25 protein-coding genes are annotated in these 18,672 nt (G+C 67.1%); 13 read left to right on the top strand and 12 right to left on the bottom strand.

Annotated features, from left to right (window positions below; genetic code table 11):
* Window position 1 precedes the first annotated feature (1 nt).
* Window positions 2-730 (bottom strand): ComF family protein, encoded by a 729-nt coding sequence (locus tag B9N75_RS10485; RefSeq protein ID WP_085218753.1) that lies wholly within the window; start codon window positions 728-730, stop codon window positions 2-4.
* On the opposite strand from B9N75_RS10485, the gene B9N75_RS10480 reads away from it, so the two are divergent.
* Complete coding sequence (locus B9N75_RS10480) at window positions 723-1,559, top strand: methyltransferase domain-containing protein (RefSeq protein WP_085218752.1); 837 nt, start codon at window positions 723-725, stop codon at window positions 1,557-1,559. The genes B9N75_RS10485 and B9N75_RS10480 overlap by 8 nt on opposite strands.
* Here B9N75_RS10480 and B9N75_RS10475 read toward each other — a convergent pair.
* Window positions 1,529-1,945 (bottom strand): (deoxy)nucleoside triphosphate pyrophosphohydrolase, encoded by a 417-nt coding sequence (locus tag B9N75_RS10475; RefSeq protein ID WP_085219564.1) that lies wholly within the window; start codon window positions 1,943-1,945, stop codon window positions 1,529-1,531. The two genes, B9N75_RS10480 and B9N75_RS10475, sit on opposite strands and share 31 nt — an antisense overlap.
* A 107-nt stretch (window positions 1,946-2,052) precedes the next feature.
* Between B9N75_RS10475 and B9N75_RS10470 the strand changes: the two genes are divergently transcribed.
* Together B9N75_RS10470 and B9N75_RS10465 are read left to right on the top strand one after the other, a co-directional pair.
* Window positions 2,053-2,235: a Flp family type IVb pilin gene (locus B9N75_RS10470; RefSeq protein WP_085218751.1), complete on the top strand. Its 183-nt coding sequence runs from the start codon at window positions 2,053-2,055 to the stop codon at window positions 2,233-2,235.
* A 123-nt stretch (window positions 2,236-2,358) separates the two neighbouring features.
* Window positions 2,359-2,529 carry a Flp family type IVb pilin gene (locus B9N75_RS10465; RefSeq protein ID WP_085218750.1) on the top strand — a complete coding sequence of 57 codons (171 nt, stop codon included), beginning with the start codon at window positions 2,359-2,361 and terminating at the stop codon, window positions 2,527-2,529.
* Window positions 2,530-2,653: 124 nt separating this feature from the next.
* On the opposite strand, the gene B9N75_RS10460 is transcribed toward B9N75_RS10465, so the two are convergent.
* Genes B9N75_RS10460 through B9N75_RS14415 form a run of 4 tightly spaced genes read right to left on the bottom strand, consistent with a single transcriptional unit; the run spans window position 2,654 to window position 6,462 of the window.
* Window positions 2,654-3,595 (bottom strand): acetyl-CoA carboxylase carboxyltransferase subunit alpha, encoded by a 942-nt coding sequence (locus tag B9N75_RS10460; protein WP_085218749.1) that lies wholly within the window; start codon window positions 3,593-3,595, stop codon window positions 2,654-2,656.
* Window positions 3,596-3,606: 11 nt separating this feature from the next.
* Window positions 3,607-4,464: a tyrosine-type recombinase/integrase gene (locus tag B9N75_RS10455; RefSeq protein WP_085219562.1), complete on the bottom strand. Its 858-nt coding sequence runs from the start codon at window positions 4,462-4,464 to the stop codon at window positions 3,607-3,609.
* 47 nt (window positions 4,465-4,511) lie between these two features.
* On the bottom strand, window positions 4,512-6,359 hold the full coding sequence (locus B9N75_RS10450) for a hypothetical protein (RefSeq protein WP_085218748.1): 1,848 nt from the start codon (window positions 6,357-6,359) through the stop codon (window positions 4,512-4,514).
* Window positions 6,340-6,462: a hypothetical protein gene (locus tag B9N75_RS14415; RefSeq protein ID WP_280173568.1), complete on the bottom strand. Its 123-nt coding sequence runs from the start codon at window positions 6,460-6,462 to the stop codon at window positions 6,340-6,342. The genes B9N75_RS10450 and B9N75_RS14415 overlap by 20 nt, the downstream gene beginning before the upstream one ends.
* Before the next feature lie 99 nt (window positions 6,463-6,561).
* Between B9N75_RS14415 and B9N75_RS10445 the strand changes: the two genes are divergently transcribed.
* Window positions 6,562-7,110, top strand: coding sequence for a shikimate kinase (locus B9N75_RS10445; RefSeq protein WP_085218747.1), 549 nt, complete (start codon window positions 6,562-6,564; stop codon window positions 7,108-7,110).
* A 4-nt stretch (window positions 7,111-7,114) separates the two neighbouring features.
* On the opposite strand, the gene B9N75_RS10440 is transcribed toward B9N75_RS10445, so the two are convergent.
* Entirely contained in the window at window positions 7,115-7,546 is a 432-nt protein-coding gene (locus tag B9N75_RS10440; RefSeq protein WP_085218746.1) for an EF-hand domain-containing protein, read from the bottom strand.
* 57 nt (window positions 7,547-7,603) lie between these two features.
* The gene (locus tag B9N75_RS10435) at window positions 7,604-8,257 is read right to left on the bottom strand and encodes a squalene/phytoene synthase family protein (protein WP_342039328.1); all 654 of its coding nucleotides are present in this window, start codon (window positions 8,255-8,257) and stop codon (window positions 7,604-7,606) included.
* Between the two features lie 113 nt (window positions 8,258-8,370).
* On the opposite strand from B9N75_RS10435, the gene B9N75_RS10430 reads away from it, so the two are divergent.
* The 3 genes from B9N75_RS10430 to B9N75_RS10420 are packed head-to-tail and all read left to right on the top strand — an operon-like array spanning window position 8,371 to window position 11,404.
* Window positions 8,371-10,155 carry a pilus assembly protein gene (locus tag B9N75_RS10430; RefSeq protein WP_085218744.1) on the top strand — a complete coding sequence of 595 codons (1,785 nt, stop codon included), beginning with the start codon at window positions 8,371-8,373 and terminating at the stop codon, window positions 10,153-10,155.
* On the top strand, window positions 10,152-10,730 hold the full coding sequence (locus B9N75_RS10425) for a TadE/TadG family type IV pilus assembly protein (RefSeq protein WP_085218743.1): 579 nt from the start codon (window positions 10,152-10,154) through the stop codon (window positions 10,728-10,730). Before B9N75_RS10430 ends, B9N75_RS10425 begins: the two co-directional genes overlap by 4 nt.
* A complete protein-coding gene (locus B9N75_RS10420; RefSeq protein ID WP_085218742.1) occupies window positions 10,724-11,404 on the top strand; it encodes a TadE/TadG family type IV pilus assembly protein in 681 nt (226 codons plus the stop codon). The genes B9N75_RS10425 and B9N75_RS10420 overlap by 7 nt, the downstream gene beginning before the upstream one ends.
* Here B9N75_RS10420 and B9N75_RS10415 read toward each other — a convergent pair whose 3' ends face one another.
* The 4 genes from B9N75_RS10415 to eno all read right to left on the bottom strand — a co-directional run bounded on the left by B9N75_RS10415 (window position 11,405) and on the right by eno (window position 15,630).
* On the bottom strand, window positions 11,405-12,835 hold the full coding sequence (locus tag B9N75_RS10415) for a pyruvate dehydrogenase complex E1 component subunit beta (protein ID WP_085218741.1): 1,431 nt from the start codon (window positions 12,833-12,835) through the stop codon (window positions 11,405-11,407).
* The gene (gene pdhA, locus B9N75_RS10410; RefSeq protein WP_085218740.1) at window positions 12,835-13,911 is read right to left on the bottom strand and encodes a pyruvate dehydrogenase (acetyl-transferring) E1 component subunit alpha; all 1,077 of its coding nucleotides are present in this window, start codon (window positions 13,909-13,911) and stop codon (window positions 12,835-12,837) included. The genes B9N75_RS10415 and pdhA overlap by 1 nt, the downstream gene beginning before the upstream one ends.
* 89 nt (window positions 13,912-14,000) lie before the next feature.
* Window positions 14,001-14,312 (bottom strand): FtsB family cell division protein, encoded by a 312-nt coding sequence (locus tag B9N75_RS10405; protein ID WP_085218739.1) that lies wholly within the window; start codon window positions 14,310-14,312, stop codon window positions 14,001-14,003.
* A gap of 31 nt (window positions 14,313-14,343) precedes the next feature.
* Window positions 14,344-15,630: a phosphopyruvate hydratase gene (gene eno, locus B9N75_RS10400; RefSeq protein WP_085218738.1), complete on the bottom strand. Its 1,287-nt coding sequence runs from the start codon at window positions 15,628-15,630 to the stop codon at window positions 14,344-14,346.
* Between the two features lie 151 nt (window positions 15,631-15,781).
* Between eno and B9N75_RS10395 the strand changes: the two genes are divergently transcribed.
* From B9N75_RS10395 to B9N75_RS10375, 6 genes are all read left to right on the top strand, one after another.
* Window positions 15,782-16,375: a hypothetical protein gene (locus tag B9N75_RS10395; protein WP_085218737.1), complete on the top strand. Its 594-nt coding sequence runs from the start codon at window positions 15,782-15,784 to the stop codon at window positions 16,373-16,375.
* A gap of 2 nt (window positions 16,376-16,377) precedes the next feature.
* Complete coding sequence (locus tag B9N75_RS10390) at window positions 16,378-16,761, top strand: phage holin family protein (protein ID WP_085218736.1); 384 nt, start codon at window positions 16,378-16,380, stop codon at window positions 16,759-16,761.
* The gene (locus tag B9N75_RS14220) at window positions 16,758-17,276 is read left to right on the top strand and encodes a hypothetical protein (protein WP_172840869.1); all 519 of its coding nucleotides are present in this window, start codon (window positions 16,758-16,760) and stop codon (window positions 17,274-17,276) included. Before B9N75_RS10390 ends, B9N75_RS14220 begins: the two co-directional genes overlap by 4 nt.
* Window positions 17,212-17,607: a hypothetical protein gene (locus tag B9N75_RS10385; RefSeq protein ID WP_172840868.1), complete on the top strand. Its 396-nt coding sequence runs from the start codon at window positions 17,212-17,214 to the stop codon at window positions 17,605-17,607. Before B9N75_RS14220 ends, B9N75_RS10385 begins: the two co-directional genes overlap by 65 nt.
* 81 nt (window positions 17,608-17,688) lie before the next feature.
* Window positions 17,689-18,288, top strand: a complete 600-nt coding sequence (locus tag B9N75_RS10380) for an MlaC/ttg2D family ABC transporter substrate-binding protein (protein ID WP_085219559.1) — start codon at window positions 17,689-17,691, stop codon at window positions 18,286-18,288.
* Window positions 18,289-18,371: 83 nt separating this feature from the next.
* Window positions 18,372-18,596 carry a DUF4170 domain-containing protein gene (locus tag B9N75_RS10375; protein ID WP_085218734.1) on the top strand — a complete coding sequence of 75 codons (225 nt, stop codon included), beginning with the start codon at window positions 18,372-18,374 and terminating at the stop codon, window positions 18,594-18,596.
* Window positions 18,597-18,672: the final 76 nt, after the last annotated feature.

Here is an 18,672-nt window from a genome sequence, read left to right as displayed (position 1 = left end):
CTCAGACGACGCGCGCCCAGCACAGCACCGAGACATGCGCTGCGCCCGCGCGCTTCAACGCCTTGGCGCAGGCGCTCGCCGTCGCACCGGTCGTAGCAACATCGTCGATGAGCATGATCGCGCGGCCTTTGACATCGGCCTTGCGCGCGGGCGGCACGCGGAACACGCCGCGCACCGTATCGGCGCGCTGCCGTCGGCCCATGCCCTGCAGCGGCGGCGTCGCGCGAATGCGTTCGAGGAGGCAGTTGTCGTCATTGCGCCCGGTGCGCCGAGCGAGCGCCGCAGCGATCAGCGCCGACTGGTTGTAGCCGCGCCGCCAGATCCGCCAGCGGTGCAGCGGGACAGGCACGAGCAGCGCTTCCGGGTCCATCGCCGCCAGATGCCGCGCCATGAACTGCGCCATCGTCGCCGCGACGCCCGGACGTCGGCCATATTTCAACTTCAGCGCGACCGCGCGCGCGACATCGCCATAGGCGACGGCGGCGCGCAACCGGTCGAAGCGCGGCGGATGCGCCATGCAGCCCGCACATTCGCCGTCCGATGCATAAGCGAAGGGCAATGCACAGCGATCGCAGCACGGCTCGCCCAGCCATTCGAGCGATTGCCAGCAGCCGAGACAGAAACGGTGATCGTCCTCCACCACCGCGCCGCAGCCCGGGCAGCGTGGCAGCAACGCGAAATCGAGCATTCCGCGCGCAGTGATCCGGACAGGTGCGGCGAGCATGCGCATCCTGCTCTTGTCCGCCGGGCGGGGGATCGGCACAAGCCCCGCAATGTCCGCCGACACGCCTTTTGACCGCCATCTCCGCCGCCTACGCCGCGACCGGGCCGCGCCCTTGTTTGCCGGTGCCGACTATCTCCACCGGCTCGCTGGCGAGGAAATGCTCGGCCGGCTGGAGGACGTGAAGCGCGATTTCACCGACGCGCTGGTGCTGGGCGCCGATCCCCAACTCGTCGCGGCGCTGCGCGCGCAGGGCCTGGCGGTGACGGCCGCAGACCCCGGCTTCCGCTTCGCGAACACGGCGGGGGGCGTGCAGTGCGATGAAGACCGCCTGGCCGTCGCCGACGCCAGCTTCGATTTGGTGATCTCGACCGGGCTGCTCGACACCGTCAACGACCTTCCCGGCGCCCTGGTGCTGATCCGGCGCGCGCTGCGGCCCGGCGGTCTGTTTCTTGGCGCCTTCGCCGGCGCGGGCAGCCTGCCGCGCCTCAAGGCCGCAATGCTGGCGGGCGACGCCGTGATGGGCGGCGCTGTGCCGCGCATTCATCCACAGATCGACGTCCGCGCGGCGGGCGATCTTCTGGCGCGCGCCGGCTTCGTGCTCCCGGTCGCCGACGTGGGCGGCGTCGACGTGCGCTATCCCGGACTCGCGGCGCTCGTTGCGGACCTGCGCGCCATGGGCGGGACGAACCTGCTGCCTGCGGGAGCGCAACGCCCTGTCACCCGCGCGGACTATGCGGCGGCGAACGCCGCGTTCGCGGCCCACGCGGATGCCGACGGAAAGACCGCCGAACGGTTCGAGATCGTCTACCTCTCCGCTTGGTCGCGCGACGCCTGAAGCAAGGCGTCGAGCAAAGGGATGAGCGGGAGATCGGCCGGCGGCATGGCGAGCGCCTGCATTTCGCCGGGGCGCACCCAGTCGAGATCGCTCGCGTGCAGTGCTACGGGTTCGCCCCGCCATTCGCGCAGGATGTAAAGCAGCAGGATCATGTGGCGACCGCCGACGCGCGCGCTTGCGAAAGTGGCAGGTGACAATGCGGCAGGATCGACGGCGATCCCCAATTCCTCGTCGAGTTCGCGGGCTAGCGCGGCTTCCGGAAGCTCGCCCGGATCGACCTTGCCGCCGGGAAATTCCCAGAGCCCGGCCATGGGTTTTCCCTCGGGACGGCGCTGGAGCAGCACCCGATCTTCGGTATCCACCATCGCCGCCGCGACGATCAGCATCGTCGGAATATTTTCCACGTTAACCCCAGTGCGCAGCAAATCGTTAACCCGCCGCCGCTTATTCGAGCAGCGACCGGAAGAATAGCTTCCTTGGCACAGGGGCAGTGATGAAGCGCAGGCTGATCGATCTGATCCGTGACGAGGAAGCGGCCACGGCGATCGAATACGGCCTGATCGCAGCGCTCGTCGTGGTCGCGATGATCGCCGCGCTTCAGAACGTCGCCGACGTGACTACGGGCATGTGGAACAACGTTTCGAACAAGGTGAGCGCCTCTTCCGGAGGCACATGATCGAAGGTCGTTATGAATTTGGAAACTTCCGCCGTTTAACTTCGACGATGGCTCGCTCCAGGCGGAAACTACGGAGCGGCAGGGAAAGTGGACTGAAGACCTTTTTTGAAGGGGAGACCGGTAATGATTCGCAAGCTGTTCAAGAATGAAGAGGGCGCTACCGCCATCGAATACGGCCTGATCGCGGCCCTCATCGCGGTTGCCGCCATCACGGCGATGGGCAACCTCGGCAACACCCTGACCGGCACGTTCAACAACGTATCGAACAAGATGGAGCCGGGCACCGGCAACTAAGCCATCTGAAATGGCGTGGCTTCGGCCACGCCAGCGATCGGGCGGGGGAATTTCGGTTCCGCCGCCCGATTTGCGTTTGGGCTCACGGGAATCGTCGGACCGGTTTACAGTCCGCGCGCAGCGATCAGTGGATCGAAAGAAATTTCGTCCTGCGGTCCGCCTTGATCGCAGCAGGCGACAATGCGGTCAGCGTGTCGAGCTCCGCACCGACTGCCGCGCCGAGCGTCGCGATCGCCGTCGCCGGATCGCGATGCGCGCCGCCGAGCGGTTCTTCGACGATCCGATCGATCACGCCGAGATCCTTGAGATCGCCCGCCGTCACGCGCATTGCCTCCGCTGCGTCGGCCGCCTTTTCCGCGGTGCGCCACAGGATTGATGCGCAGCCTTCGGGTGAGATCACCGCATAGACGCTATGCTCGAGCATCAGCACCCGATTGGCGGCGGCGAGCGCGATCGCGCCGCCCGACCCCCCTTCCCCCACTACCGCTGCGATCAGCGGCACGGAGAGTGACAGGCAGGCCTCGGTAGAGCGCGCGATGGCTTCGGCCTGACCGCGCTCCTCGGCCTGCACGCCGGGGAATGCGCCGGGCGTATCGACCAGGGTCACCACCGGCAGCCCGAAGCGATCGGCCATCTCCATCAGGCGGATTGCCTTGCGATAGCCCTCAGGCTTGGCCATCCCGAAATTGTGCTTGAGGCGGCTCGCGGTGTCGTCGCCCTTCTCGTGGCCGATCAGCATGATGCGCCGCCCGCCGAGCTTGCCGAGACCGCCGACGATCGCATTGTCCTCGCCGAACGTGCGGTCGCCCGCGAGCGGCACGAATTCCTCGATCAGCGCGGCGACATAATCCTTGAAGTGCGGCCGCTCGGGATGACGCGCGACCTGCGTCTTCTGCCACGGCGTCAGCTTCTGGTATGTCTCGCGCAGCAGCTTCTCGGACTTGGCGCGCAGCTTGGCGATCTCGGAGTCGATATTGACCGCTCCGGCTTCCGCGGTGTCGCGCAATTCAGCAACGCGCGCGTCCAGCTCGGCGATCGGCTTTTCGAAATCGAGGAAGGTCGGCATGGCGCGCGGGGTTAGGACGGACGGCGGGGCGCGTCAACGAGCGGGTGGCGGCTGTTGACGAGCTCGACCAGCCGTTTGGTCTCTACATGGGTGTAGATCTGCGTCGTCGCGATGTCGGCGTGGCCGAGCAATGTCTGCACCGCGCGAAGGTCCGCGCCGCCTTCCAGCAGATGCGTCGCGAAGGCATGGCGAAGGACGTGGGGGCTGATCCGCTCCGGTGGGATGCCCGCGCCGGCGGCGAGCTCCTTGACGAGCTGGTACAGGCGGACGCGGCTGAGATGCTTCTTGCCCGACGGAAAGAGCCACAGCTGATCACGCGGCACCAGCGCAGACCATTCGGCGACCGCGGCACGCGCGCGGTCCGAGATAGGAACGAGCCGCTCGCGCCCGCCCTTACCCTTGAGGATCAGGAACGGGCGGTCCGGCGACACCGCATAACGCGGCAGCGAGACGAGCTCGGTCGCGCGTAGCCCCGATCCGTAGAGCAGCTCGATAAGCGCGGCGAGACGAAGCGGCGCCGACCCGCCGTCGTCGCGCTTGCGGCGGTCGATCTCGACGAAGAGCGCATCGACCGCCCGGTGATCAAGGATTTTGGGGAGTGACCGCTCGGCCGCCGGCCGTGGCAGTGCGGCGGACGGGTCGTCGCTGCGCAGGCCTTCGTCAGCGAGAAAGCCGAAGAAGCGGCGGAGCGCGGCGGCCTTGCGCGCCACGGTCGCGCGCTTGAGCGGCAACCAGGCGGCGCCGAGCCTTGCGAGATCGGGCTCCGCAGCCCCGGCGAGATCGCCGCCCAGCAATTCGGACGCGCCTTCGAGATCGCGGGCATAAGCGAGCAAAGTGTTCCGCGCCGCGCCCGCCTCCGCCGCCATCATCTCGAGAAAGGCGCCGATCAGCCGGCGATCCTCGCCCGCCGGACGGGTCACAGCCGCGCCAGCGCCTCGGCTGCGATCATCCGCGCATAGTAATCGAGGCCGACACGGCGGAGCGCGCTGGTGATGCGGAACATATGCTCGGGCGGAACGCCGCCCCAGCCACCGGTCTGCATGCCCACCGCGGCGAGCAGCGCGACGGTGCCCTGCTGGCGCCGCTCGACCGCACGGTCGAGCATCCGCGTCCAAAGATTGTCGCGGCCAAGCGCGATGCCGAGATCGGACGCGCGGCGGTTCGCCTCGCTCTCGTCGATGCGGCCCAGCCCGGCGAGCGCGGCGACCAGCATCTTGGTCGCCGTCTTGGCGTCGCTCTGGTCCGCATCGGCAAAGGCCTGGATCCGCGCGGCGTCGATCGTCCGCACATTCGGCGCCGACACCGCGAGCATGGCCATCGCCCGCGCCGCATCGCCGCCTTCCATCTCCGCGATGACGCCCGACCAGCGCGCCGCGCGCTCGTCGTAACCGGCGGTCAGCATCGAGGCGATCAGATCGTCGATGTCGGTGCCGACCTCAGGATCGGGCTTCAGGCGTGCCGCCGCCGTCGCGGTGAGCACCAGCCGGGCATGACGGGTCGTCGGCGTCGTTCCTTCCCGCCACAGACCCCGCATCGCTTCCATGCGCCGGGTGACGTTCGGCGCGACATAGGCCGTGCGCAGCCGCCCGCCCACGGTATTGCCCAATTCGGTGGGATCGGTGGTGTCGGCGATGAGGCTGTACATGCCGACCAGCGACTGGTTGGAAAAGACGCCGAGCGCAGCAGCCGTGTCCGCCGCGGCGACGCGCTGATCGACCGGCACCATCGGCGCGCGCGCCTGCCAGGCACGGACGTGCGGTCCGGCGGCGTTCATCAGCCTGTCCGGGACCGCGATGCCGGTCGCGCTCGCCATGCCGAAGCGCCAGCTATTGACCTGATCGACCCCGTCCCACTCGATCGTCACCGCGCGCCGCGTATCTGCGCCCGCGCCAACGACCTTCTCGGCAAGCGAGATGTCGAACGGCGTGGCGCCGCGCGCGCGGCGGGCGCGATCGATGAGGCTGCTGGCATTGCCCGCCTCGCCCGAGATCGCGGCGCACATCGCCTCAGCCAGCGGCCAGACAGGTTCGTCGGACAGGGCTTTGCCGCCCGGCACCAATGGGCAGAGCGCTGCCGGATCGGCGGTGGCAAGCGCGGTCTGCACGGCGATAGCGTACATCTTGGGCGTGAACTGGTCGACGTCGACCGCCTCGACGAGCATCCGCGCGCCGTCCGCCTCGCCCATGCGAAGCAACAGCCAGGCGCGTTCCGCCACCCAATCCACCGGATTCACCCGCGCCGGTGCCGGCGCGCCGGTGAGCAGCGCGCGGCGCAGCAGGATAGAGGCCCAGCGCGACGGCAGCGGCGCATTGAGCCGCCGCATCAGAGTCGAGAGATAGCGTCCGCTCGTGCCACTCCAGGCGTCCTGGCCGAGCCCCCAGTTCTGCGGGCCGAGCGGGCCGACGAAATCGCTGGGGCGTCGCGCGAAATCGGGGATTTCGATCGGCCGCGGCATCGCGGCGAGGATGGCGGCGATGTCGTCGTCGTTGAGCGCGGTGAGATCGACGCCTTCGGTGCCGGGCATGCTCGCCGCAGGCGGAGGCGGTGCAAGCGGCGCCGGCGCCGGCGCACCCGAAGCGGGCGGATTGCCTGGCGCTGCGGGCGCGGGCGTCGGAGCGGGCGCCGCCGGAGGCAGCGTCGCCGGATCGCCGAAGCCGGGCGGCAGCAGCGATTCGGGCGCGTCCTGTCCTGAGGCCGGGATCGCCAGCGCCAGCGCCGCGCCGCCGGCAAGAAGGAGAAGCGCCTTACCGCGCGCCGACGGCATTCGTCACGTCCTGCTCGATGCGGCCGGTCGGCACTTCGGTATCGAGCGTCGAAAGCCAGAATGCGCCGCCCACCAGGACGACGAGCAGGATGACCAGCACCATGGGCAAGGGCGAGCGGCGGCGCCGCGGGGAAGCGAAACTGTTTCTGCGCATGGCGCGCCTTTTGCCCTACGATGCGCCCCCCTGTATAGCCCCGCCGCGATGAACAGGCCCGCCTCCCGCCTCGGCTCCCCGCCCGATCGCCCGATCGTGCTCGTCGGGCTGATGGGCGCGGGCAAATCGACGGTCGGGCGGCGGCTCGCGGCGCGGCTGGGCCTGCCCTTCGTCGATTCGGACGAGGAGATCGAAAAGGCCGCGGCGAGCAGCATCACCGACATGTTCGACCGCTTCGGCGAGGACAGCTTCCGCGACGGCGAGCGGCGGGTGATCGCGCGGCTGATCGACGGGCCGCCCAAGGTGATCGCTACCGGCGGCGGCGCCTTCATGAACGACGAGACGCGGGCGCTGATCCTAGAACGCTGCATCGCCATCTGGCTCGACGCCGATATCGAGACATTGGCGATGCGTGTCTCTCGGCGCGACCACCGGCCGCTGCTACAGGGCCGCGATCCGCTGCCGCTGCTTCGCGAGATGGCGGTGCGGCGCAACCCCGTATACGCCGAAGCGCATCATCATATCCGCAGCCAGCCCGCGCCGCACGACCGGACGGTGGAGCGGATATTGGCGGTGCTGGCGGAGCGACCCGCCTAGGCGCTCAGCAAGCGCATTTCTTCTTCACGGGCTTGGGGGCGGTGGTCGCGAACTCGGCGCGGCTGAGCGAGCCCGAGAGATCGGCATCCGCGCCAGCGAATTTCTCCGACGTCTTCACTGCCCATTCCTCGAAGCTCAGCCGGCCGTCGCCGTTCGCGTCGAGCTTGGCAAAGGCCTTGCGCCGCGGCTCCATCAGTTCATCGCGGGTGATGCGGCCATCCTTATTCTTGTCGGCGCGGTCGAAGCGCTTCTCTTCGCGCGATTTGGCGGGGGCTTCCGGCGGCGCGGGCGGGGCCTGGACGCCGAGCGGAGACGGCGCGGCCTGCGCCGCCGGCGCTGGCGGGATCAGATCCTCCTCCGCCTGCCCCTGCCAAATGAAGAAGCCCGCCGCGACCAGCAACAAGGCCGACGCGACGCCCGCAAAGAAGCGCAACATGTTCCCCTCCCCCATGCTTATGAAGAGGTTACGCGATCTCCGCCGCGCCGCAACCCCTCAGCGGCCGGTGAGGCGATGCCGCATCATCCGCAGCATCCGGGCGGGTGTGCCCGGCGGCTCTAGTCGGTCGAGGCCGCGGGCCGCATCGCGCCGGGCCAGCGCATCGAGCATCCCGAGCGGGCGAAGGCGCGCAGGCCAGCGGGCGTCCGGGGTCCGCCGGCCAGCAAGCTTTAGGGCCATCGCCGCCTCCTCCCGTTTGCTGCTGTGGCGCGCGAGATCGGCGAGCGCCCAGGCCGCCCCTGCGCCGGGCGGCAGGCGGTTGTCGCCGATCAGCGTCGCCGCGAGCCAAAATAGCTGCGCGCCACGCTGGTCCGCGAAGGCCTGCAGGGTCGCCTCATCGAGCTGCGCGGGATCGGCGAGCAATGCCCAGCCCTCTGCCAGCGCGCCGAGTTTGGCGCCGGACAGGCCTTTTTCGACGAGTCCAGCAGCCGCCTGCAATTCCGGCTGCGGGGGCGGCGGACGCGTGTCCAACGCTTCCAGCGCATCGCGCCACCACGCCAGCTTGATCCGCGCGATCATCGGCTCACGCCCGCCGCCAAGTGCCGCCGCGAGCGCCGCGTCCAGCGCCCACAAGGCGCCAAGCGCCTCACGCACCGAAACGGATGCATACGTCAGCGCCAATCGCCGATCCTCGTCTAGTGCCGTCACCATCCTGCCGCAGCCATGAAGACCCCGTTAACCGTTCTTCTTCGGAGGCCATTAGGCGTGCGGGGCGCATTAACAGAGCAGCAGTGCGCGCTGATGTGCATGGATGAGGCGCCTCCATGATCTTCCGGTTCCGATCCAAGACCCGTGATACGGCCGTGCCACGCGACGGCAAGCCGCAGCATCGCGGCGTGCTGCGCAGGCTGCTCAAGGATCCGGCAGGCAACACCCTCGTCATCGTCGGCGCGGCGCTCGTACCGCTCACCGCGATGATCGGATCGGGCGTCGATCTCAGCCGCGCCTATATGGCGCGTACCCGCCTGCAGAGCGCCTGCGACGCCGCCAGTCTCGCCGCGCGGCGCGTGATGACCGCAGACACCATGTCTCAAGGCGTGCGCGACGAGGCCAACCGCTTCTTCAACTTCAACTTCCCGCAAGGCCTGTACGATACGGCACCGTTCACGCCCAACATCACCCGTCCCGATCAGGGCCGCATCCATGTAACCGCCGCCACGACGATCCCGACCGTCATCATGCGCATGTTCGGCTTCGAGACGCTGCCCCTGTCGGTGGAGTGCGAGGCCTCGCAGAATTTCGTCAACACCGACATCCTGCTGGTGCTCGACGTGACCGGATCGATGGACGAGACGCTGAGCGGCACGAAGAAGATCGTCTCTCTGCGCGACGCCGTGATGGCGCTCTACGACGAATTGCGGCCGGTGCAGACCGAGCTCGAACTCAATGGGATGCGGTTGCGCTACGGCATCGTGCCTTATTCTAGCGCCGTCAACGTCGGCCGCCTGATCCGCGACGCCAATTCGGGATATTTGGCTAACAGCGCACCTTATCAGTCGCGCACGCCGCTCTACGTGCAATCGACGAGCACGGAGAATGTCACCAACCAGACCAGCAACCAGTGCAACGCCCGCGCGGTGACGCCGTCGGGCAACAATGTAACCCTGCCGTTGACCGAAAAGTCGGTAAGCCGGTCGGGTACCACCTGCACGGTGACCACCCGCACACTCGGCCGTCCGATCACCAGCACCTTCTCGGGCTACTGGCTGCACGAGCAGCGCACGCTCGACGTGTCGTCCTTCAAGACGTTCAGCAACAGCGTGCCGCTGCCGACGCGGACGCCCAACACGACGCAGAATGCCACGGTGTGGAATGGCTGCATCGAGGAACGGCAGAGCGCGAACACGATTACCAGCGCATCGGGCTACGCCGTGCCGCCAAGCGCTTACGATCTCAACGTCGATTACATCCCGAATTCGGACGCGACACGCTGGAAGCCGCACTGGCCCGAGGTCGTCTATAACCGCTCTGCAGGCTCGACCGATTCGCTGAGCGGCACCGCGATCGTGTCCCGCGGCGAGCCTTATTATGCATGCCCCACCGAAGCGCGCAGGCTGCAAGCCTTCACGCGCGCGCAAATGCAGAGCTACGTCAATCTGCTGGCCCCGATCGGCGGCACCTATCATGACATCGGCATGATCTGGGGCGCGCGGCTGATCTCAGCAGGCGGCATATTCGCCGACAGCCCGAACACCTTCAATGGTATGCCGGTCGCCAAGCATCTCATCTTCATGACCGATGGCGCGTTGGCCCCGAATGCCGACACCTACACGTCCTATGGCGTCGAAAACCTCGACAACCGGGTCGGCAGCTATGCCTCGCCGGAGCAGAAGAACCGTCACAACCAGCGCTTCAAGATGATCTGCAACACTGCCAAGGGCATGAACGTGTCGATCTGGGTGATAGCCTTCGACGCGGCGGCCGATGCCAATCTCACCGAATGCGCGAGCGCGCCGAACCAGGTTTCGGTGTCGTCCAACCGCCAGCAGCTCATCGATCGCTTCACCGAGATCGGCAAGAACATCGGCGCGCTGAGGCTGACGCAATGATGCGGCGCCGCACCCTCCGCCGCGATCAGGACGGCGCCACGCTCGTCGAGTTCGGGTTCGTAGCGCCAATCCTGGCGTTCACGGTGATGGGCCTCTTCGACCTCGGCTATCAGATGTACGTAAGCTCCGTCGTCGAAGGCTCGGTCCATCAGGCGGCACGCACCGCGACGGTCGGCGGCGTCACCGGCGGCCAGATCGAGCAGCAAGTGCGCGACCAGCTTTTCGTGTTCTCGAAGAACGCGCAAATCGACGTCACTCAGAAGAGCTATCAGGAATTCACCGACGTCCGGAAGCCCGAAAAGATCGTCACCGACACCGCGCCCTTCGGCGAATATAATGTCGGCGATTGCTACGAGGATGCGAACGGCAACGGCCGCTACGATACTGATCGCGGCCGCGGGGGTTTCGGCAGCGCCGAGGACGTGGTCGATTACGAGGTCAGCATCCGCTACCCGCGGCTCTTCCCGATGGCCGGGCTGCTCGGCTGGTCGCAGGACGCCGAGATCAAGCGCTCGACTTTGCTCCGCAACCAGCCCTTCGCGGCGCGGACGACCGGGGTGGTGGTCAAATGCTGAGCGCGCTCCGCCGCCGCATCACGCCGCTCGGCCGCTGCGACAGCGGGCTCGCGATGGTCGAGTTCGCTATGGCGCTGCCGGCGGTGCTGACGCTCGGGCTGGTCGGTATGGAGACCGCCAATCTCATGCTGGCGCACCTCAAGGTCAGCAACATCGCCATGCTCGCCGCCGACAATGCGTCGCGTGCGCGCGATTCGATCGACGAGGCGGACATCAACGAGCTGTTCGCGGGCGCGCTGAAGGCGGGCGAGTCGATCGATTTCAAGGAAAACGGCCGGATCATCATCTACAGCGTCGAGCCGCACACCAACGGTACCAACCAGTGGATCCGCTGGCAGCGCTGCACGGGCGATCTGAGGGTCGCACCGAGCTACGGCCGGCCGATGGACCAGAACGGCAACATCATCACCAACGGCACCGAGCGGACGCGGCCGAGCAGCCAGGCGCGCTTCACCAGCGTCACCGGCTTCGGTCCGGCCGGGAACCGCATCGCGGCGCAAAGCGGAACGGCGGTGATGATCGCCGAGGTCGTGTACAATTATCAACCGCTGGTCGCCGGATCGACGCTGCTCGGGCAGCAGATCCGCTATACCAGCGCGTTCAATGTCCGGCAGCGCAACGATCAGGTGATCCGCAATGGCGCGACCGTGCCGGTCGCGGCCTGCGGGGGCTGATCACCCCTTGTAGCAGACCGTCTTCGCTGCCTTCACGACATCGGCGGCCTTGATCAGCGCAAGCTTCTCGAGATTCGCGGCATAGGGCAGCGGCACGTCGACATTGGTGACGCGCAGCACCGGCGCGTCGAGATCGTCGAACCCTTCTTCCATCGCGATTGCCATGATCTCCGAGGCGATCGAGCAGACCGGCCAGCCTTCCTCGACGACGACCATGCGGTTGGTCTTGGCGAGGCTCTTGAGGACCGTCTTGCGATCGAGCGGGCGGAGCGTGCGCAGATCGATCACTTCGGCCTCGATCCCCTCCTCCGCCAGCGTGTTGGCCGCATCGAGCGAGACGCCGACGCCGATCGAATAGCTGACGATCGTCACGTCCTTGCCCGCGCGTGCCACCCGCGCCTTGCCGATGGGAAGCACGTAATCGTCGAGCTTGGGGACCTCGAAGCTCTGGCCGTAGAGCAGTTCGTTCTCGAGGAAAACGACCGGATCCTCGCTTCGGATCGCGGCCTTGAGCAGCCCCTTGGCATCGGCCGCGCTGTAGGGCGCGATGACGATGAGGCCCGGCACGCTGGCATACCAGGGCCCGTAATTCTGGCTGTGCTGGGCGGCGACGCGGGCGGCGGCGCCATTGGGGCCGCGGAACACGATCGGGCAGCGCATCTGGCCACCGGACATGTAGTTGGTCTTGGCCGCCGAATTGATGATGTGATCGATCGCCTGCATCGCGAAATTGAAGGTCATGAACTCGATGATGGGCTTGAGGCCGCCCATCGCCGCGCCCGAGCCGACGCCGGCAAAGCCATATTCGGTGATCGGCGTATCGATGACACGGCGCGCGCCGAACTCGTCGAGCAGGCCTTGGGTCACCTTGTAGGCGCCCTGATATTCGGCGACTTCCTCACCCATCACGAAAACGCGGTCGTCGGCGCGCATTTCCTCCGCCATCGCGTCACGCAAAGCCTCGCGCACCGTGGTCTTCACCATCTCGGTGCCTTTGGGGACGTCGGGATCGGCGACTTCGGTCTTCTCGACCGACGCGACGAGATCGCGCGCGCCGGTTTCCATCCGATGCGGCTCGCCCGATTCCGGCGCAGGCGCCTTCGGCTTCTCTCCGTCGTCACGCTGCGCGCCCTCGGCAACCTTCGGCGCTTCTTCGGCCTTGCCCGCGGATGCGGCGCTGGCGTCTTCGCCTTCGGCGGCGAGGATCGCGATGACCTCGCCCACCTTCACTCCGTCACTGCCTTCGGGGATGAGGATCTTCGCGACGGTGCCTTCGTCGACCGCTTCGAACTCCATCGTCGCCTTGTCGGTCTCGATCTCGGCGATCACGTCGCCGGACGCGACGCTGTCGCCTTCCTTGACGAGCCATTTCGCGAGCGTGCCTTCCTCCATGGTCGGGGAAAGCGCGGGCATCTTGAGTTCGATCGGCATCAGTAGTCCTCGACCAGGACGTCGGTGTAGAGCTCGGACGCTTCCGGCTCGGGCGATTGCTCGGCGAAATCGGCAGCCTCGACGACGATGTCGCGGATCTGCTTGTCGAGCGCCTTCAGCGCGTCCTCGCCGACCCCTATCGCTTCCAGCTCGCGCTTGGCATGATCGATCGGATCGGACTTTTCGCGCACCGATTGCACTTCCTCGCGCGATCGGTATTTCGCCGGATCGGACATCGAATGGCCGCGGTAGCGATAGGTCTTGAGCTCGAGCAGCACCGGCCCCTTGCCTGATCGTACCCATTCGATCGCCGTCTCGGCGGCGCCGCGCACCGCGAGCACGTCCATCCCGTCGACCTGAATGCCGGGGATGCGGAAGCTCTCGCCGCGGCGGTAAAGCTGGTCTTCCGCCGACGAGCGGTTGACGCTCGTCCCCATCGCATATTGGTTGTTTTCGATGACGAAGATGATGGGGAGCTTCCACAGCTCCGCCATGTTGAAGCTCTCGTAGACCTGCCCCTGGTTCGCCGCGCCATCGCCGAAATAGGCCATGCAGACGCCACCGTCGCCGCTGTACTTGTGCTTGAAGGCAAGGCCGGTGCCGAGGCTGACCTGCGCACCGACGATGCCGTGGCCGCCGTAGAAACGATGCTCGACGCTGAACATGTGCATCGAGCCGCCCTTGCCCTTGGAGATCCCGGCCTCGCGCCCGGTCAGCTCCGCCATGATGACCTTGGGGTCGATGCCGTAGGCGAGCATGTGGCCGTGATCGCGGTAACCCGTGATGACGCTGTCCTTGCCGACTTCGAGCGCCGACTGGAGGCCGACGGCGACCGCTTCCTGACCGATGTAGAGGTGGCAGAAGCCGCCGATCAGGCCGAGGCCGTAGAGCTGGCCCGCGCGCTCCTCGAAGCGGCGGATGAGCAGCATCTGACGGTAGAATTCGAGCAGTTCGTCCTTCGACGCCTCGTAACGCTTGGGTTCGGGCGGACGTTCGCGATTGGGCTGGGCGGGCGGCGCGGCCGCGGCGGGCTTGGACGCCGGCTTTGCGGCGCGCTTGGCTGCTGGCTTGGCCACGGCGGGGCCTCTCCCTTGTCTGTTCTCAGGCTGCCGCGTCTATGGCGGCAAACGAAAGGAGTGGCAACCGCCGCGCCGTAGCGACGGGGTCAATCCTTGAGGGGGATGATCACTTCGTCGGGACGGACGAGGCCGAGCTGGGTGCGCACCATCTCGTCGGCAAGATCGGGATCGGCGCTCTTGGGATCGAGCAGCTCCGAGCGATGGTGAAGGCGCTTCTGTTCGGCCTGGAGCTGCGCGAGCTCGACCTTCTTCTGCTCTTTGGCGCGGCGATAATCGCCCCACGCCAGCACGCCGTTCGATCCGACCACCGCATAACCCAGGAAATTGGCGATGATCAGCACCGCCAGCGCGGGCAGCGCGGCGCGTTTGATGAGGCCAAGAGTGCGGGCGGCAACCATGAGCCGACAGAATCAGTTAACGCGTGCCGAATCAAGCTCTTTTGCGCCGAAATGCCGACCGTCCGGCATAAACTGCCGATGCGCCCAGCTCCTCCTCGATCCGGATGAGCTGATTGTACTTGGCGAGCCGGTCCGAGCGGGCGAGGCTGCCGGTCTTGATCTGCCCGCAGTTGGTCGCGACCGCGAGGTCCGCGATGGTCGTGTCCTCGGTCTCGCCCGAGCGGTGCGACATGACCGCAGTATAGCCAGCGCGCTGCGCGGTGGTCACCGCCTCCAGCGTCTCGGTGAGCGTGCCGATCTGGTTGACCTTGACGAGCAGCGAGTTGGCGAGGCCCTGCTCGATCCCCATGACGAGCCGCTTGGGGTTGGTGACGAAGAGATCGTCGCCGACGAGCTGGACCTGGTCGCCCACCGCATCGGTCAGCGCCTTCCAACCCTCGAAATCGTCCTCGCCCATGCCGTCCTCGATCGACACGATGGGATAGCGGCGGGTGAGATCGGCGAGATATTCTGCCATTTCGACGGGCGCGAGGGTCTTGCCCTCGCCCTCCATCCGGTAGGCGCCGTCCTTAAAGAACTCGGTCGCGGCGCAGTCGAGCGCGAGCAGCACGTCGTCGCCCGGCGTGTAGCCCGCTTTCTCGATCGACCGCATGATGAAATCGAGCGCATCGCTGGTCGATGCCAGCGCCGGTGCGAAGCCGCCTTCGTCGCCGACCGCGGTCGACAGGCCCGCCTCGCTCAGCCCCTTCTTGAGCGTATGGAAGATTTCCGCGCCGCAGCGCACTGCCTCGGCTATGCTCTCCGCGCCGACCGGCATCACCATGAATTCCTGGAAGTCGATCGGATTGTCGGCATGCTCGCCGCCGTTGATGATGTTCATCATCGGCACCGGCAGCACCTGCGCCGAGACGCCGCCGACATAGCGGTAGAGCGGCAGGCCGCGCGCGTCCGCCGCCGCCTTGGCGACCGCGAGGCTGACGCCGAGGATGGCGTTGGCGCCGAGCCGCGACTTGTTCTCGGTGCCGTCGAGCGCGATCATGTCGGCGTCGATCTCGGCCTGGTCCTCGGCTTCCATGCCGACGATGGCGTCGGCAATTTCGGCGCGGACCGCTTCCACCGCCTTCGACACGCCCTTGCCGAGATAGCGCGCCGTGTCGCCGTCGCGCTTTTCGACCGCTTCGTGCGCGCCGGTCGATGCGCCCGACGGGACTGCGGCGCGGCCGAAGCTGCCATCCTCAAGCAGCACATCGACCTCCACCGTTGGATTGCCGCGGCTATCGAGAATCTCGCGGGCGTGAATGTCGATGATCGCGGTCATTGTTACGGCCTCGTAGCGAATTATATGGGTGTCGTGCGGTCGCGCTTATCGGCGCGTCTTGTGCGGCGCAACTTTCGTCTCGGATCGCCGGAACGGATGCTGCCGGGCAGGTGTTGAACGCGACAAGGACACGAGAGACGGGAGAATACACATGCCCCCACGCAATTCCGAGCTGCCGGAAGGCACCGACCACATCGTGCAGGGCGCGGCGCGTACCCGCTCGACCGATACCGAGACCGGCTTTGTCGGCGGCGCGAGCCGCGGCGACGATACCGGCGGCGCCGCGTCCGGCGATTTCGGCGCGGCGACCCAGCGCCTCAAGGCGCAGGTGCGCGACAGTGCGCAGTTGCTGAAAGGTCAGGCTGGGGAGAAGGTCCGCGAATATGCCGTGGACGGTAAGGGCCGCGCGGTCGGCGCGCTCGATGAATTTTCGCGCGCGGTGAATGATGCCGCCGGTTCGATCGACGAGAAGCTGGGCGCGGAATATGGCAAATATGCCCGCAGCGCAGCCGATGCCGTCTCCGGCTTCGCCGATTCTTTGCGCAACAAGGACGTCGACGAACTCTACGACGATGCGCGCAATCTCGTCCGCAATAGCCCCGCGGTTGCCATCGGCATCGCAGCCGCGGTCGGCTTCGCCGTCGTGCGGCTGGTCAAGGCCGGGCTCGACGATGCCAAGCAGGACGAGGAAGGCGCCCCGCCGCGAGTGACCAGCGCCAAGCGCACCAAGACGCCCGAGGCCTGACGTTGGACCCAGCCGGCCCAAATCCCGACGAGCGCAGCGTAAGCGATCTTGTCGGCAAGCTGATCGACGACGGCAAGGCGGTGGCGCGCGGCGAAGTCGCCTTCTACCGCCAGCTTGCGGCCTATCGTGTTGCCCGCGCGCGGTCTGGCATGGCCGCGCTCGCGGTGGCTGTAGTGCTCGGCAATACGGCGCTGATCGCATTGGCGGTAGGGCTGGTGCTGGGTCTCGCGCCGCTGATCGGGCCGGTGCTGGCCGGTATCGCGCTGCTGGTCGTGCTGGGCGGTATCGCCTTGGCGCTGTTCCGCTTCGGGATGGGGCGCGTCGCGCTTCTGGCCGGTGATCCGGAAGAGCAGGCGCTCTTGGCCGAGGCGGAGCGGACGACATGACGCATGCGCAGGCGCTCGCCGCGGCAAAGGCCAACCAGATCCGCGCGCACCGGGAGCTCGCATCGACGATCGAGGCGCTGCAGGTGCGGCTGACGCCCGATTATATCGTCAGCCATGCGCTGCGCGGCGTCAAAGGCAAGAGTGCCGAGATCGCTGATGGTGCGATCCAGGCGGTCAAGGAGCGGCCTGCCGCCGTGTCGGGCGCCGCCGCCGCGGCGGCGCTGTTCCTGGCGCGCGGGCCGATCATGGCAGCGTTCAACAAATTCAGGAACCGCTCATCCGAAGATGAGCAAGACGCGGACACGGCGTCCGCAGAGCCGATAGCCCCTGCCCCCGGGGCCGAAAGCAAGGAGCAGCATGATGACGACCGAAACCGAAAACCGGCCCGAGGCGCAGGACGAAAGCCGCGCGGCGCACGCGCTGGAAAGCGTGAAGACGAACGCGAACGAGGTGTACGAATCAGCGCGGGAGAAGACCAGCGCAGCCTACCAGGCGGCGCGCCAGCGGGCGCATGAGGCCTATGACAGCACAAAGGAAGGCATCGACAGCAATCCCGGCGCCGCGCTTATCGGCGGTATCGCGGTCGGCGCGTTGATCGCCGCCTTGCTGCCGCGCACCCGCCAGGAGGACAAGACGCTCGGCGCGCTCGGCCAGCGCATCCGCGACACTGCGCGCGACGCGGCCAAGGCCGCCCGCACCGAGGGCACCCGCAAGCTCGACGAGCTCGGCCTCAACAAGGAGACCGCGCGTCAGAAGTTCACCGAACTCGCCGATGGTGCGCGCGCGGCGGCGAAATCCTCCGCCAAGGCCGCCCGCGGTACGGTCGGCGGCACGACTACCCATTGATCTCGACGCATTAATCATGAGGGGCCGCGAGCGTTTTCCGCGCTTGCGGCCCCTCTCTCATCCATCCGGAGTATGCTTGAAATGAACCGTGCTTCCCGTCTCCTCGCCGCTGCCGGCGTCGCCCTCGCGGGCATCGCCGCGCCTGCCGCTTTCGCGCCCGCCGCTGCGCAGGCGATCCCCAACACCGATCCCGGCAAGTTCGTCGATGCCATCGCCGATCGCGGCTTTGGCGCGCTCAAGGGCAACCGCCAGGCGGCGCGCGGCCAGTTCCGTGCCCTCCTCGCCCAGCATTTCGCGGTGGATGCGATCGGCGACCGGCTGATCCAGCAATGGCGCCCCAAGATCAGCCAGGCGCAATATGCTGCCTACAAGGCCGCCTTCCCCAATTTCATCATCGGCACCTATGCCGACCGGCTATACGATTATTCGGGAGCGGACCTGAAGGTGGTGCGTGTGCAGAACCAGGGCAACGGCGCCGCCGTGCTCAGCACAGTCACCAGGCCCGGAGCGCGCCCGGTGAACGTCATCTGGTCGCTCACCAAGGTCGGCAATGCCTATAAGGTCAACAATCTGACCGTGGGCGGCGTCAACCTGGCGATGTCGCAGGCGGCCGATTTCAACAGCTATGCGCAGCGCAACGGCTTCGATGCGCTCGTCGAATTCATGAAGAAGCGCGGCTAGCGGCCGCGGCGGGGTTGAACCGATCGGCGCCCGCGCCTAACCGGGCGCCGATCCTTCCCCCTTCAGCCAAGAAGATATTTTCCATGAGTAAGATGCACCTGGTGTTCGGCGGCCGCGTTCGCGATCCGCGCGGGCTCGATTTCGTCGACCTCGGGGCTCTCGATATCGTCGGCATGTATCCCGATTATGCGAGCGCGGTGGACGCTTGGCGCTCCGCGGCGCAGCGCACGGTCGACGATGCCGAGATGAAATATGTCGTTGTCCACCTCCACCGTCTGCTCGAGCCGGAGCTGGACGCAAAAGGGTAATTCCTTCCGTCATGCTGAACTTGTTTCAGCATCCATGCCGGTGAGGATCGCGACCGTCTCCTCAATGGACCCTGAA

The sequence above is a fragment of the Allosphingosinicella indica genome (genome assembly GCF_900177405.1).
Lineage (GTDB): Bacteria > Pseudomonadota > Alphaproteobacteria > Sphingomonadales > Sphingomonadaceae > Allosphingosinicella > Allosphingosinicella indica.
The sequence above is the reverse complement of the archived record's forward strand: the minus strand, read 5'-3'. Positions and strand labels throughout refer to the sequence as shown.

Coding starts and splice junctions, on each gene's coding strand:
- B9N75_RS10480 (WP_085218752.1), top strand. CDS start 723: ATGCGCATCCTGCTCTTGTCCGCCGGGCGGGGGATCGGCACAAGCCCC.
- B9N75_RS10485 (WP_085218753.1), bottom strand. CDS start 730: ATGCGCATGCTCGCCGCACCTGTCCGGATCACTGCGCGCGGAATGCTC.
- B9N75_RS10475 (WP_085219564.1), bottom strand. CDS start 1,945: ATGCTGATCGTCGCGGCGGCGATGGTGGATACCGAAGATCGGGTGCTG.
- B9N75_RS10470 (WP_085218751.1), top strand. CDS start 2,053: ATGAAGCGCAGGCTGATCGATCTGATCCGTGACGAGGAAGCGGCCACG.
- B9N75_RS10465 (WP_085218750.1), top strand. CDS start 2,359: ATGATTCGCAAGCTGTTCAAGAATGAAGAGGGCGCTACCGCCATCGAA.
- B9N75_RS10460 (WP_085218749.1), bottom strand. CDS start 3,595: ATGCCGACCTTCCTCGATTTCGAAAAGCCGATCGCCGAGCTGGACGCG.
- B9N75_RS10455 (WP_085219562.1), bottom strand. CDS start 4,464: ATGATGGCGGCGGAGGCGGGCGCGGCGCGGAACACTTTGCTCGCTTAT.
- B9N75_RS10450 (WP_085218748.1), bottom strand. CDS start 6,359: ATGCCGTCGGCGCGCGGTAAGGCGCTTCTCCTTCTTGCCGGCGGCGCG.
- B9N75_RS14415 (WP_280173568.1), bottom strand. CDS start 6,462: ATGGTGCTGGTCATCCTGCTCGTCGTCCTGGTGGGCGGCGCATTCTGG.
- B9N75_RS10445 (WP_085218747.1), top strand. CDS start 6,562: ATGAACAGGCCCGCCTCCCGCCTCGGCTCCCCGCCCGATCGCCCGATC.
- B9N75_RS10440 (WP_085218746.1), bottom strand. CDS start 7,546: ATGTTGCGCTTCTTTGCGGGCGTCGCGTCGGCCTTGTTGCTGGTCGCG.
- B9N75_RS10435 (WP_342039328.1), bottom strand. CDS start 8,257: ATGGTGACGGCACTAGACGAGGATCGGCGATTGGCGCTGACGTATGCA.
- B9N75_RS10430 (WP_085218744.1), top strand. CDS start 8,371: ATGATCTTCCGGTTCCGATCCAAGACCCGTGATACGGCCGTGCCACGC.
- B9N75_RS10425 (WP_085218743.1), top strand. CDS start 10,152: ATGATGCGGCGCCGCACCCTCCGCCGCGATCAGGACGGCGCCACGCTC.
- B9N75_RS10420 (WP_085218742.1), top strand. CDS start 10,724: ATGCTGAGCGCGCTCCGCCGCCGCATCACGCCGCTCGGCCGCTGCGAC.
- B9N75_RS10415 (WP_085218741.1), bottom strand. CDS start 12,835: ATGCCGATCGAACTCAAGATGCCCGCGCTTTCCCCGACCATGGAGGAA.
- B9N75_RS10405 (WP_085218739.1), bottom strand. CDS start 14,312: ATGGTTGCCGCCCGCACTCTTGGCCTCATCAAACGCGCCGCGCTGCCC.
- eno (WP_085218738.1), bottom strand. CDS start 15,630: ATGACCGCGATCATCGACATTCACGCCCGCGAGATTCTCGATAGCCGC.
- B9N75_RS10395 (WP_085218737.1), top strand. CDS start 15,782: ATGCCCCCACGCAATTCCGAGCTGCCGGAAGGCACCGACCACATCGTG.
- B9N75_RS14220 (WP_172840869.1), top strand. CDS start 16,758: ATGACGCATGCGCAGGCGCTCGCCGCGGCAAAGGCCAACCAGATCCGC.
- B9N75_RS10380 (WP_085219559.1), top strand. CDS start 17,689: ATGAACCGTGCTTCCCGTCTCCTCGCCGCTGCCGGCGTCGCCCTCGCG.
- B9N75_RS10375 (WP_085218734.1), top strand. CDS start 18,372: ATGAGTAAGATGCACCTGGTGTTCGGCGGCCGCGTTCGCGATCCGCGC.